Raw genomic sequence first — 12,821 nt, forward strand, 5'->3', positions numbered from 1 at the left:
TGGTCAAGGTGGGGCTGGTGGTGGCCGCGTACGCGGCGATGCCGGCCCTGCTGGCCGTGCCCGCAGTTCTGCTGCACGGCTGCTCGGGGCTGGGCTCGATCCGCCGCGCCTACCGCATGACCGAGCTGAGTTTCCTGCCGACCGCGTTGACGCTGGGCTTCGGGGTCGTCCTCGTTCCCGGCGCGGCGGCGTGGGCTCTCGAGTCAGGGCTGCGCCTGCTCCCCGGCCCCCTCGCCACCCTCGGATGGGGCCTGGCCGCAACCGTGCTGGCGCTGGTCATCACGCCCTTCCAGGCCGCCGTGGTCGCGCGCCAGTTCCTGCACAGCATGGCCTGGCGCACCGAGGTGGACGACTCCGACCTGGCGCACGGCCTGCCCGACGGCCCGTCGCCGCGCCCGGTGCGGCCCGGCCTCCTGCCGGTGGCGCTGCTGCCCGGACTGCTGTTCAGCGGAGTCGTGCTGGTCAACCCGTTCGGGTGGCCGGAGATCACCGAGACGGACGTGACGGAGTTCTCCGCCTCCTCCCGCGGCCGCGAACCGCAGCTGCGCCCCCTCGACCTGCAGGACCTGCACATCGGCCGCGACGGGCGACCGGTCGCGGTGATGGACGGCTTCGAGGATGATTCCAGCCTGCTGGCCTGCGCCGACCCCTCGTGCCGGAGGGCGAGCTTCGCGTGGGCCGAGCCGGACGACTCCGGCACCCGCTGGCAGGCGGGCGCGGCCAGCGCACGGCTGCCCGACGGGCGCCTCCTCCTCACCACCTGGACCTCCGGCAGGCTCGAACTGCTCACCTGCGCGGCGACCGCGTGCGTACGCGGCAGCGGGGCCGTCGCGACGACGCGCAGGCCGCCGGAGTCGGTGGGGGTGGCGCTGGCGGTGCGACCGGGTGGCGGACCGGTCGTGGCCTACGCCGAAGCGGATCCGGCGGGCGGTGACCAGCCGACTCACGACCTCGTCTCCTTCATCTTCTGCCCGGACCCGAGCTGCGCGCGCCCGGAGTCCAGGCAGGTCGCCCGCCTGGAGGCGGCCGGGTACTCGTCCATGGAGCATGACCTGGTCGTCGCCGTCGGCCCCGGGGACCGTCCGGTCGCCGCCCGGTACGACTCCGCCACCGGCCGGATCAATGTGATCTCCTGCCTGGACGTCGCCTGCCACCAGCCGAGCGTGACCAGCCCCGTGCCCCCCGCTCCGCCGGCTCCCGACCGGCTCTGGAATGCCGGCCTGGCCATGGCGGTACGCCCCGACGGCCGCCCCGCCATCGCCTACCGGGACCTGCGCGACCAGGCGACCAAACTGCTCGACTGCCGCACCCCCGACTGCGCCCAGGCCGACGTGCGCACGCTGGGCGCCGGAAGCGAGTTCCAGGCGGCTCCGGTGCTGGTCGTGGACCGCGCGGGGCGGCCGCTGGTGGCGTTCGAGAGCCTTGAGCCCCGCGCCGGCCGGCCTCGACTGGAACCTGCGCATCACCACCCCGCTCAACCTCACCCCCTGACCGGCGAGTGGCACGGTGACGACCAGGTCCCAGGGGGCCTGACCTTCGTCACCCGGCCTGGGCCGGGCGGCGTGGCGCCCGCAGCCCGAGCGCGCGCCGGCCGGCCTCGACGAGATGCCGGAGCAGGACGTCGTCGTCGACGTGGACCAGGGCCGGCCTGGCCGCGGAGGCGATGCCGGCCAGCACCATGGTGGCGTTGACGTAGCCGGCCGGGCCGGGGGTGAGGTCGGCGAGGATGGCCAGCTGGCGGTTGATCAGGTCGCTGGACTCCGGCTGGCCGCGCAGCAGGTCGATCGCTCCGGGATCGGTGGCGAGGACGGCGACCACGGCCCGGTGCTCCACGGCGAGGGTGGCGTAGGCGGTGAGCAGGTGCTCGGCCCGCGCGTGGGGCGTGCGTCTCGTCTCGGCCGACTCGATGGCCACCTGGAGTTGGCGTAGCGCCGGTTCGACCACCGCGCTGAGCAGCTCCTCGCGGGTGCGGAAGTGGTGGTAGACGGCGGCCTTGGTGATGCCCATCTCGTCGGCGATCATCTGGAGCGACGTGCCCGCGAAGCTGTGCCGGGCGAACAGGCGAACCGCGACGTCGATGAGGCGCTGCCGGGTGTCGGGTGTGACGGACCCCTTCCGGGCGGTTCTCACTGTCACGTCTGCTCCTTCTCTCATGGTCTCTGTGCGGATTCTAGCTTGCCGATCGGCAAGCTTCCAACCTGCCGATCGGCAAGTGATTTGCATCACAGTTCCTGGTTTACGGCTAGCCGATCGGCTAGGAATTGGCTTGCCGATCGGCTAGGTCGGCACTTGTCGTACAGGACCGAAGGAGAGACGCATGGCCGACGCTCCCGGCTACCCGATGGCCAGGGACAGCCGCTGCCCGTTCCACCCGCCGGAGGGAGTGCGGCGGCTGACCGCCGAGGAACCCGTCTCCAAGGTGCGGATCTGGGACGGCAGCACGCCGTGGCTGATCACCCGGCACGCCGACCAGCGGGCGCTGATGAACGATCCGCGCCTCAGCATCGACGAGAAACTGCCCGGGTTCCCGCACATGACCCGAGGGAGGGCGGAGACCGCGAAGGTCACCCCCGCGCTGATCACCAACACCGACGCGCCCGAGCACACCCGCCTGCGCCGGATGGTCAACGCCCCGTTCACCGTCAAGCGGGTCGAGGCCCTGCGCCCGGCGATCCAGAAGATCACCGACGACCTGATCGACGCCATGCTGGCCGGGCCGAAGCCCGCCGATCTCGTCACCGCGCTGGGCCTGCCCGTGCCGACGCTGGTGATCAGCGAGCTGCTGGGCGTGCCGTACGAGGAGAGCGAGTTCTTCCACCGCAACAGCACCGTCGCGGTCAGCCACAGCGCGTCGGAGCAGGAGGCGCAGGAGGCGGGCGCCGCGCTCTACGGCTACCTCGACGGCCTGCTGGGACAGAAGACGGCCGCTCCCGCCGACGACATGCTGTAGGAGCTGGCCGCCCGGGTCGAGGCCGGCGAGATGACCCGCGCCGAGGCCGTCACCATGGGCGTGGCCGTGCTGATCGCCGGGCACGAGACCAGCGCGAGCATGATCTCCCTCGGCACGCTGCTCCTGCTGCGGCACCCTGACCAGCTCGCCGTGCTGCGCGACACCGACGACCCGAAGGTGATCGCGAACGCGCCGCGAACTGGGACGCCGGCATGTTCCCCGAGCCCGAGCGGCTCGACCTGGGGCGGGCCGCGCGCCGGCACCAGGCGTTCGGGTACGGGCCGCACCAGTGCCTGGGCCAGTCGCTGGCCCGCGTGGAGCTCCAGGTCGTGTACGGCACGCTCTACCGCCGCGTGCCGACCCTCCGCCTGGCCGTGCCGATGGACGAGGTCCAGTTCGCGTTCGAGGGCATCGCCTACGGCCTGCGTTCTCTGCCCGTCACCTGGCTCAGTTGATCAAGGAAGGAAGAAATCCCATGCGAGTGGAACTGGACGAACCGAAGTGCGTGGCGTCGGGGCAGTGCGTGCTGGCCGCCCCCGAGGTGTTCGACCAGCGGGACGATGACGGCGTCGCGATCCTGCTGGACGAGACTCCCGCCGCCGGGCTTCTCGACGGGGTCCGGGAGGCCGTGGCGATCTGCCCCGCGGCGGCGATCCGGCTGGTGGAACGGTGAAGCGGGTCCTTGTCGTCGGCGCCTCGGCAGCAGATCCTCTCGGGCGAGTGGAACGCGGGGCGGCTGCCGCTGCGCACGCCCGCCGATCTCGACGCGCTCGGCCTCGACCTGCGCCTCGGGGTCGCCGCGACCGGTCTCGACCTCGCCGAGCGCACGGTGCGGCTGGCGGACGGCGCCGCGGTGCCGTACGACGGGCTGATCGTGGCCACCGGGGTGCGGCCGCGCCGCCTGCCCGGACAAGGCGCGCACGTGCTGCGCACCCTGGACGACGCCCTGGCCCTGCGGGGGCGGCTGGGGCCCGGACGGCGCCTGGCCGTGGTCGGCGCCGGATTCCTCGGGGCGGAGGCCGCGGCGGTGGCCCGCGGCCTCGGCTGCGAGGTCACCCTCCTCGAACCGGCGCCGGTGCCGCTCGCCCACGCCCTCGGCGAACAGGTCGGACGTGTGCTGTCCCGGGCCCACCTGGAGCACGGGGTGAATCTGCGCACCGGAGTCACCGTGACCGAGGCGAGCGAGGGCGGCGTACGGCTCGCGGACGGCGAACTGGTCGAGGCCGACGAGGTCCTGGTCGCCATCGGCTCCCTGCCGAACACCGAATGGCTGGCCGGCAGCGGCCTGACGGTGGCCGACGGCCTGGTGTGCGACGCGTACTGCGCCGCCGGGCCGGACGTGTACGCCGCCGGGGACGTCGCCCGCTGGCACAACCCGCTGTTCGGTACGTCGATGCGGATCGAGCACCGTACGAACGCCGCCGAGCAGGGCATGGCCGCCGCCCGCAACCTCCTCCGCCCGGAGGCGCGCAAGCCTTTCGCCCCGGTGCCCTACTTCTGGTCCGACCAGTACGACATGAAGATCCAGGCGTACGGCTACCTGCGCGGCCACGACGGCGTGGCCGTGATGGAGGGGGACCTGGACGAGCGCCGCTTCCTGGCCGCCTACCGCACCGGCGACCGCCTGACCGGAGTGCTCACGGTCGGCATGCCGCCCAAGGCGATCCGCCCCTGGCGCCAGGCGATCGCGGCCGGCGCCGGCAGCGATGAGCCCGCCGACCGGCTCGCCGCCCCCGCCTAGCATCACCTCGAGAAAGAGAGTCTCTCCATGGCCACGATGAAGTCCGTCCGGACCGGTGCACAGGGCACGGTCGACGTGGTGGACATCGAACGTCCCGTCCCCGGCCCCAAAGACGCCCTGCTGCGGATCCGCGCCTGCGGCATCTGCGGCACCGACCTGACCTTCCTGCGCATGGGCGGCATGCCGCTGGGCCCGGACGGGCAGCTGACCTCGATCCCGCTCGGGCACGAGCCGGCGGGCGAGATCGTCGGGGTGGGCGCCGAGGTCACCACCCTGAAGGCCGGCGATCGCGTCGTCGTCAACCCGCAGGCCGCTCCCTCCGGCATCATCGGCTGCGGCGGCGCGCTCGGCGGCATGAGCGAATACCTGCTCATCGAGAACGCCGTCGCGGGCAAGAGCGTGGCGGTCCTCCCCGATACGGTGCCGTTCGCCGTCGCCGCGCTCAACGAGCCCATGGCGGTCGCCCGCCACTGCGTCAACCGCTCCGAGGCCGGACCGGCGGACAAGGTCCTGGTGTTCGGCGCCGGCCCCATCGGCCTGGGCGCCGCGATCTGGCTGAAGCTGCGCGGGGTCGAGCACGTGACCGTCGCCGACGTCATCCCGCAGCGCCTGGAGACGGCCCTGGCCGTGGGGGCGGACGCCGTCATCGACTCCTCACGGGAGGACGTGGCCGCGCGCCTGACGGAACTGCACGGTCAGGGCACCGACTCCCTGGGCCGGCCCCGCCCCGGCACGGACATCTACATCGACGCCGCGGGCGCGGCCGCCGTCGTCGACACGGCTCTGTCGTCGGCGAAGTGGGGCGCCAAACTGGTCACGGTGGCCGTGCACACGAAGCCCGAGCCCATCGACCTGGGCGCGATCCTCCGCAGCGAGATGACCATCCTCGGCTCCCAGGGCTACCCCACGGAGATCTTCGAGGTGACCCCGGAGATCGTGGAACACCAGGAGCGCTTCTCCCGGCTGATCAGCCACACCGTGCCCTTCTCGGAGGTCGACCGCGCCTTCGCCCTCACTCTGACGCCGGGAGCGGCGGAGAAGGTGGTGGTGACCTTCGACGACCAGCCGTAGCCCTCGCACGATTTAGGCGCTGTTTGTCGCTTTCATGACCTTGTTCGGGCGGTGCGGATGACACCGTGAATGGATGGAGCCCTCGAGGACCGGCCGGAGAGGGGTACGACGACATGACGAGATGCCGAGTTTCGTGCGCCCTTCTCCTGTCGGCCGTGGCCGTCGTCCCGGTGCCCGGCGCGGCGGCGGCAACGGGGCGCGGGGCGTGCCCGTCGCCGGGCGCTGCCAGGTCGACGGTCGTGCTGGTGCACGGTGCGTGGGCCGACACCTCCAGCTGGAGCGGGGAGGTGCAGGCGCTGCAGCGGGCGGGCCACGTCGTGCGGGCCGTGGCCAATCCCCTGCGCGGCCTGACCGGTGACGCGCAGACCGTACGGGACTTCCTGCGGACCGTCTCGGGGCCGGTCGTGCTCGTGGGGCACTCCTACGGCGGCTCGGTGATCACGAATGCCGCAGCGGGCGACCCGCGCGTCAAGGCGCTGGTGTACGTCAGTGCCGCCGCGCCGGACGTCGGCGAGACCACGGGGCAGCTCAGTGGCTCCGGCTCGGCGCTCGGCGGTGACCCGGCCACCCTTTACGACCGCTCGGCCTACCCGGGATCGAGCGGCGACGCCGCCGACCTGTACCTGAAGCGGGAGGTGTTCCGCCGCTCCTTCGCCTCGGACCTGCCCCGCGAGACGGCCGACCGGCTGTGGGCCTCCCAGCGGGCCGCTTCGACGGTCGCGTTCACGACGCCGTCGAAGGCCGCGGCGTGGAAGACCATCCCATCGTGGTACTTCATCGCCACCGGTGACCGGATCATCGTGCCGGCCTCGCAGCGGGCGATGGCCGAGCGGGCGGGCTCGAAGGTCACCGAGTTCCCCGGCGGCTCCCACCTCACGCTCATCTCGCACCCGGACGCCGTGACGCGGGTGATCGAGGACGCGGTCTGCTCCGTACGCTGAACGCCGCCCGTTCACGTCGTCCGGAGATCTCGCTCCCGCGAACAACACAAGGAAGGGGATCCGGTTCATTCGCGAAGGGGTGCTCGTGGGCGGTTCGCTGGGGGAGAGATGCGCGCAACGGATCGTGGTAGGTGGTGCGGGGGAACTGCCGGTGTGGCTGGTCGACGGCATGTTCCGCCTGCGCCACACAGTGTTCTTCGAACGCCTCCGCTGGGACGTCGACAGCTTCCACGGCAGGGAACGCGACTTCTACGACGACTGCGATCCGGTCTACGTGATCAGTTACGCGGAGGACCGCCAGGAGGTCACGGGCTGCTGCCGGCTGCTCCCGACCGTCGGCCCCTACATGCTCCGCGACGTCTTCTCCGAGGCGTTACGCGGCGGCCCGGCCCCGTGCGACCCGGCCGTCTGGGAGCTCAGCCGGCTGGCCACCGCTCGCGCCTGGTCCCACAAGGCGACGGTGGGGTTCGGGCCGCTCGCCCGCGCGCTGATCCGGGAGGCGTTCCGCTGGGTCGACCAGCGCGGTGACACGGTGGTCGCGGTCTCCAGCGTGGCGGTGGAGCGCAGCGTGAACGCCATGGGCGTGCCGACCCGGCGCCTCGGTGACGGCAGGGCGACGCGGCTGGGCAGTCTGCTCTGCTCCGCCTACACCACCTCCACCAGGGACTTCCTGGAGAACGTGCCTCCCGTGCCGGAAGGAGAGCTGTAGCGCCAGGGCGGGCGCGTGCCGCATTTGACGTGCCGCAGGCCAAGAATTTCATCTCGCCGAAACCTATGGCGGGATCGCGCCGGATAGAGTCCCGCCATCCTCGACAACGTTGATCCATTCATCGGTACCTCGGCGACCGACCTGCCCAGGGCACGTGGTCTGGCCGCCACTTGGTGGTGGCCGAAACCGCAGGTGGGCAACACCCATCCGGGGGCCACCTCGCCACTCGGCATGGTGTCGGCCTGTGCCTACTCCGGCGCGTACCCGACGGGGTACGGCAGGTACACCAAGAACACCGAAGGCGTGCCCGAGGAGATGCTGGAGCGGCTGCAGGCGTCCGGGTTCACCCATTTCCAGCAGTCCGGCACCGGCGCGATCCGCAAGTACTACAACTACGTCCGGGTCACGCCGATGGTGCAGCCGCTCGACGCGCTGGGGGAGGCCTGGCAGCTGCACGACGAGGTGGCGGAGGCGGGCTACTACGCGGCCACCCTGGACACGGGGGTTCGCTGCGAGCTCACCGTGGGCGCCAAGGTCGCCGTGCACCGCTACACGTTCCCGGAGCACAGCAGCGCCCGGGTGGTGATCGACCTGTCCTGCGGTGGCCTGGACATAGAGCTCGGCCGTACCGTGCCGCTGCGGGCCCAGGTGGAGAGCATGGGTCACGGGCGCACCCAGGGCACCGTGGTGATGGAGGGCGTCCCGCTGTCGGTGGTCGTCGACGTCGACAGCCCGGGCTGGCGGCAGATGCTCTGGTACGACCGGCGGCTCATCGACGGCGGCACGCGCCTCGACTTCGACAGCATCCGGCACACCACGCTGCGCCCTTTCGGCATGCTCCACATGGGCCCGGCCACGCCGGGGCAGACCATCGAGGTACGGCTGGGCTTCTCGTTGCGCGGGTGCGACCAGGCGCGCGACAACCTGGAGCGCGAGTGCGGGCAGGGGCAGCCGGCGTTCGACGCGGTACGCGCCCGGACGCGCGCCCGCTGGAGTGATCACCTCGACCGGGTCCAGGTCGAGGGCGGCACGCCGGCCCGCCGGACCGTGTTCGCGACGTCGCTCTACCACGCGCTGATCAAGCCGTGCGTCGCCGACGACGAGAGCCCGTTCTGGCCGACGCCCGGGCCGTTCGCGTTCGACGTGTGCACCATGTGGGACATCTACAAGACGCAGCTGCCGCTGCTCGCGGCCATCGCCCCCGACCGGGCCGCGGACCTGCTGGAGTCGCTGATCCGGGTCTGCGAGGAAGAGGGCAACTTCCCGATCGGATACCGGATGTCCCGCGGCGCCGACCGGTTCTTCCGCCAGGCCAGCGCGCTCGCGCACACCGCGCTGGCGGACGCCCACGCACTCGGCTTCGGGGGCCTCGACTGGAACTGGGCGCTCGTGCACATGGTCGACGACCTGCGCCGGATGTACGGCGAGGACTTCTTCGAGCACGGAGTGGTCCACCCGATCACCCACACCCTCGACCTCGCCTACGCCCACCACTGCACGGCGCAGGTCGCCCGGGCGCTGAACGACCGTCGCCTCGCCGCCGACCTCGAGGACCGCAGCCGTCACTGGTCCAACGCCTTCGACCCGGGCACGGGGCTGCTGCGCGACTCGGACTTCTACGAGGGCGGCAAGTGGAACTACTCGTTCAGGCTGCTGCACGACATGGCCGCGCGGATCGCCCTGGCGGGCGGCGACGCGGCCTTCATCGACAAGCTGGACAGGTTCTTCGGCTTCGGCGCCGCACGGGTGACGCAGCCCGGCCGGCGTCCGCGGGCGGCGGAGATGGCGGCCGGTTACGCCCTCAACCGGTTCGAGGGGCTGAACAACGAGCCCGACATGGAGGCGCCGTGGGCGTACCACTACGCGGGCCGGCCCGACCGCACGGCCCAGGTGGTGCAGGCGGCACTGACCTGGCAGTTCGGCACCGGTCCCGGCGGGCTGCCCGGTAACGACGACTCCGGCGGCCTGAGCTCGTGGTACGTCTGGGCGTCCCTGGGGCTGTTCCCGGTCGCCGGGCAGAACCTGTTCCTGGTCAACGCGCCCGCGTTCGAACGGGCCGTGCTCCGGGCCGGCGGCAACGAGTTCGTCATCGAGACCAGCGGGCACCGCGAGACGCCGATCGGCGTCGACGGCATCGATCACGACCCGCCGGCGCAGTACGTACAGTCGGCGACCCTCAACGGCGAACCCCTGCACGCGACGCACCTGAGCGCCGCCACCGTGCACCGGGGCGGCCGGTTGCACCTGCGGCTGGGACCGGAACCGTCGGCGTGGGGCCGGGGGATCCGTCCGCCGTCCCTGTCCGATCCGCCCGCGACACCGGAGGAACCGTGATGACCCACCCCCGTCGCCGTCTCGTCATCGTGGTCAGGGCCGACCCGGTCATCTGCGGCCACTCCGGCGAAGCCCGCAACCTCGCCGAGGTGGCGCTGACCCGCGGGTTCGCCGACGTACGGCTGCTGACCTGGCCGATCCCGACGTTGCAGGCGGCCGGGCTGCCGCTCAAGCCGCTGGACCGGCTGCTGCCGTACAGCGCCGGGATCACCGTGGAGCGGCCGGAACCGGTCGGCGACTACCGGGTGCCCGACGGGCGCCACCAGGCCGGGCTCACCGGCCGCCTCGTCGAGCTGCTCGCCGAGCCGTTACCCACGACCTGCCTGTCCATGTATCTCGCCCCGCACACCGCGGTCGTCGTGGACGCGGTCGCGGCCGCGCGGGCGGCCGGGTTCGCGCCGAACGTCCACACCATCGCGAAAGCCGTCGGCTCCGACGTGACCAACGTGATCCGCTCGTGCCTGCGGGAAGGCCGGTTCGGCGCGGCGACCGTGCTGTTCACTACCTTCCTGGCCAACGACGAGGTCGTCGCGGTCTCCGAGTACACCCGCGAGGAGATCGTCGCCTCGGCCGAGCAGGTGGACGCCCACTGCGGCACCACGTTCGCCGAGCAGTGCCGGCGCCGCGTCACCGTCAGCTACCCGCCGATCGACTCCTCCGCCTTCCTCGATCCGGACCCGGCCCAGGTGGACGCCGCGCTCGCGCGACGCGGCCTGGAGCGTGACGGGTACATCCTGTTCCTGTCCCGCGTGACCCGGGCCAAGGGGATCCACGACCTGCTGGCCGCCTTCGGCCGGATGCGCTGCCGCTCGCGCGTGAAACTGGCCGTCGTCGGCACCGGACCGGCGCTGGAGCAGGTACGGGCGGCGGCCGAGGGCGACGACCGGGTGGTCTTCTTCGCCGACGTCGACGACCAGGAGAAGCCGCTGCTCATGCGCGGCTGCGCGGCCTACGTCCTGCCCACCAAGCCCGAGCCCGAGTTCGTGGAGACGTTCGGCATCGCCCTGGCCGAGAAGATGCTCTCCGGCGGCGGGCCGATCGTCACCACCACGACGGGCGGGACCCTCGAGGCGGTCGGCGACACCGCCGTCGTCATCGAACCCGGCGACGTCGCCGGTCTGGTCGCGGCCGTGGACCGGGTGGTCCTCGACATGCCCGCCGCCGAACGGCAGGACCTGGAGCTTCGCGCCCGCGCCCGCGCGATGTCCTTCGACCGGGTCGCGGTGTTCGACAGCCTGTTCCCACAGGAGACGCCTGCCGTGGCTTCTTGCTGATTTGGGACGTGTCTGAATAAGTCCCGAACACGTCCATATGTTTCGTGGTAGGACGTACGAGCGAACGTATGGATCGGCTGGATGTTGCGCTCGGCCTGCCCATGGTGTGCGCGCTCGCCGCGCGCCGCCGGGCCACGGGGCCGTCGACGGGGATGATCAGAGTCGGCCGCGTGCCGCGCGGGGGCCAGCCGACAACGATTGGAGCAATGTGCGACGAAAGTACTCTGTGCTGGCTGCCGCCTTCGTGGCGTTAGCAGCGCTTTTGCCCGTCTCGCCGGCCGCAGGTGCGGCCACCCGGGACGGAGCCTCGGGGGAGGCCACGACAGGCACCATCGCCTGGGCGCCCTGCGAGGAGGAGCCCTCCGCCGAGTGCGGCAAGCTGGCCGTCCCGATCGACTGGTCCAACCCGAACGGCGAGAAGATCGACCTGGCCGTCGCCCGGCGCAAGGCCACGGACCCCGCGGCCCGGATCGGCTCCCTGGTGATCAACCCGGGCGGTCCCGGCGGGTCCGGCGTGGAGGCCGCGTACGGCGCCACCTGGTTCACCGACGAGCTCCAGAAGCGCTTCGACATCGTCGGCTTCGACCCCAGGGGCGTGGGCCGCAGTCACCCGGTGATCTGCTCGGCGTCGGTGTACAACCAGATGCCGCACACCGTCATCTCCTCCCAGGCCGAGTTCGACGCCTGGGACGCCTTCACCAAGAAGCTGCACAAGGACTGCCGGGAGCGCACCGGCCCGCTGTACGACCACGTCGACTCGCGCAACGTGGCCCGCGACATGGACGCCCTGCGCGCCGCCCTCGGCGAGGAGAAGCTGACCTACTACGGCATCTCGTACGGGACGCTGATCGGCCAGATGTACGCCGAGATGTTCCCGAACCGGATCCGGGCGCTCGCGCTCGACAGCAACATGGACCACAGCCTCGGCGTCGCGGGCTTCCTCGCCACCGAGGCGGTCGCCGTCGAGGACGCGTTCGACGAGTTCGTGGGCTGGTGCGAGGTCGACGAGAGCTGCGTCCTGCACGGGCGTGACATCCGCGCTATGTGGGCGGACCTGCTGGCCAAGGCGCGGCGCGGGGAGCTGTACTACCCGACCGCCCCGGGCAAGCCCATGACGGAGCTGCAGGTCGTCTACAACGCCGCGCTCGGCACCGAGGGGCCCGACTGGCGCACGCTGAGCGAGGTCATCAACTGGCTGAGCGGCGGCCCTGAGCCGTCGTGGGTGCCGCCGCTGCCGGGCCGGGGGCCCGTCGAGGGCGACGTGGCCGAGCTGCCGACCCGGATCCTGTGCCAGGACTTCAACCTCCGGGTGCGGAACTACACGGAGTACGCGGCTCTCATGCGCGTCTCCAACGGCCTGGCGCCCGACGTGCGGTACCACCCGTACCCGTACGACGACATGCCGATCTGCCTGAACTCGACCACGACGAACCCGCCGCACGCGCTGCGGTACACGGGCGACGCCCCGATCCTGCTCGGGAACTCGCTGCACGACCCTGCCACTCCGTACATGTGGTCCGCCAACGTGGGCCGCCAGCTCGGATCGAAGGCGACGCTGCTCACCTACGAGGGCTGGGGTCACCGCATCTACGGCAAGGACGAGTGCAGCACGGTGCCCATCGACAACTACCTGATCTCACTGACCGTGCCCCCGAAGGGCTTCCGCTGCGAGGTGGGCGGCAAGGCCGAGATCATGGCCAAGCGGCAGCCCGGCCGACTGTGGCCGACCGACCGGCTCACCTGGGGTGGCTCGCTCGCGACCCCGTCCTTCAGGCCGGCCGGCTGAGCCAGCCGCCTTTGA

The 12,821-nt window shown here is 71.8% G+C and carries 11 protein-coding genes; 10 read left to right on the plus strand and 1 reads right to left on the minus strand.

The window, feature by feature from the left end; all coding sequences use genetic code 11:
- Positions 1 to 1,539: 1,539 nt before the first annotated feature.
- Positions 1,540 to 2,136 (minus strand): TetR/AcrR family transcriptional regulator, encoded by a 597-nt coding sequence (locus ACIBI9_RS40660; protein WP_397230566.1) that lies wholly within the window; start codon positions 2,134 to 2,136, stop codon positions 1,540 to 1,542.
- Positions 2,137 to 2,317: 181 nt separating this feature from the next.
- Here ACIBI9_RS40660 and ACIBI9_RS40665 point away from each other — a divergent pair, with 181 nt between their 5' ends.
- The 10 genes from ACIBI9_RS40665 (at position 2,318) to ACIBI9_RS40710 (ending at position 12,806) form a co-directional block, all read left to right on the plus strand.
- Positions 2,318 to 2,950 (plus strand): hypothetical protein, encoded by a 633-nt coding sequence (locus tag ACIBI9_RS40665; RefSeq protein WP_397230568.1) that lies wholly within the window; start codon positions 2,318 to 2,320, stop codon positions 2,948 to 2,950.
- A gap of 212 nt (positions 2,951 to 3,162) precedes the next feature.
- Positions 3,163 to 3,405 (plus strand): cytochrome P450, encoded by a 243-nt coding sequence (locus ACIBI9_RS40670; RefSeq protein WP_397230570.1) that lies wholly within the window; start codon positions 3,163 to 3,165, stop codon positions 3,403 to 3,405.
- A 20-nt stretch (positions 3,406 to 3,425) separates the two neighbouring features.
- Complete coding sequence (locus ACIBI9_RS40675) at positions 3,426 to 3,623, plus strand: ferredoxin (protein WP_397230572.1); 198 nt, start codon at positions 3,426 to 3,428, stop codon at positions 3,621 to 3,623.
- Between the two features lie 9 nt (positions 3,624 to 3,632).
- Positions 3,633 to 4,691: an NAD(P)/FAD-dependent oxidoreductase gene (locus ACIBI9_RS40680; RefSeq protein WP_397230574.1), complete on the plus strand. Its 1,059-nt coding sequence runs from the start codon at positions 3,633 to 3,635 to the stop codon at positions 4,689 to 4,691.
- Positions 4,692 to 4,718: 27 nt separating this feature from the next.
- Positions 4,719 to 5,762 (plus strand): zinc-binding dehydrogenase, encoded by a 1,044-nt coding sequence (locus ACIBI9_RS40685; protein ID WP_397230576.1) that lies wholly within the window; start codon positions 4,719 to 4,721, stop codon positions 5,760 to 5,762.
- A 155-nt stretch (positions 5,763 to 5,917) separates the two neighbouring features.
- Positions 5,918 to 6,703 (plus strand): alpha/beta fold hydrolase, encoded by a 786-nt coding sequence (locus tag ACIBI9_RS40690; RefSeq protein WP_397230578.1) that lies wholly within the window; start codon positions 5,918 to 5,920, stop codon positions 6,701 to 6,703.
- 85 nt (positions 6,704 to 6,788) lie between these two features.
- The gene (locus ACIBI9_RS40695; RefSeq protein ID WP_397230580.1) at positions 6,789 to 7,412 is read left to right on the plus strand and encodes an acyl-homoserine-lactone synthase; all 624 of its coding nucleotides are present in this window, start codon (positions 6,789 to 6,791) and stop codon (positions 7,410 to 7,412) included.
- A gap of 120 nt (positions 7,413 to 7,532) precedes the next feature.
- Positions 7,533 to 9,746 carry a glycoside hydrolase domain-containing protein gene (locus ACIBI9_RS40700; RefSeq protein WP_397230640.1) on the plus strand — a complete coding sequence of 738 codons (2,214 nt, stop codon included), beginning with the start codon at positions 7,533 to 7,535 and terminating at the stop codon, positions 9,744 to 9,746.
- Positions 9,746 to 11,020: a glycosyltransferase gene (locus tag ACIBI9_RS40705; protein WP_397230581.1), complete on the plus strand. Its 1,275-nt coding sequence runs from the start codon at positions 9,746 to 9,748 to the stop codon at positions 11,018 to 11,020. The genes ACIBI9_RS40700 and ACIBI9_RS40705 overlap by 1 nt, the downstream gene beginning before the upstream one ends.
- Before the next feature lie 208 nt (positions 11,021 to 11,228).
- The gene (locus ACIBI9_RS40710; RefSeq protein ID WP_397230583.1) at positions 11,229 to 12,806 is read left to right on the plus strand and encodes an alpha/beta fold hydrolase; all 1,578 of its coding nucleotides are present in this window, start codon (positions 11,229 to 11,231) and stop codon (positions 12,804 to 12,806) included.
- Positions 12,807 to 12,821 lie beyond the last annotated feature (15 nt).

This window comes from Nonomuraea sp. NPDC050451 (assembly GCF_044458585.1).

Coding starts and splice junctions, on each gene's coding strand:
- ACIBI9_RS40670 (WP_397230570.1), top strand. CDS start 3,163: ATGTTCCCCGAGCCCGAGCGGCTCGACCTGGGGCGGGCCGCGCGCCGG.
- ACIBI9_RS40705 (WP_397230581.1), top strand. CDS start 9,746: ATGACCCACCCCCGTCGCCGTCTCGTCATCGTGGTCAGGGCCGACCCG.
- ACIBI9_RS40685 (WP_397230576.1), top strand. CDS start 4,719: ATGGCCACGATGAAGTCCGTCCGGACCGGTGCACAGGGCACGGTCGAC.
- ACIBI9_RS40675 (WP_397230572.1), top strand. CDS start 3,426: ATGCGAGTGGAACTGGACGAACCGAAGTGCGTGGCGTCGGGGCAGTGC.
- ACIBI9_RS40665 (WP_397230568.1), top strand. CDS start 2,318: ATGGCCGACGCTCCCGGCTACCCGATGGCCAGGGACAGCCGCTGCCCG.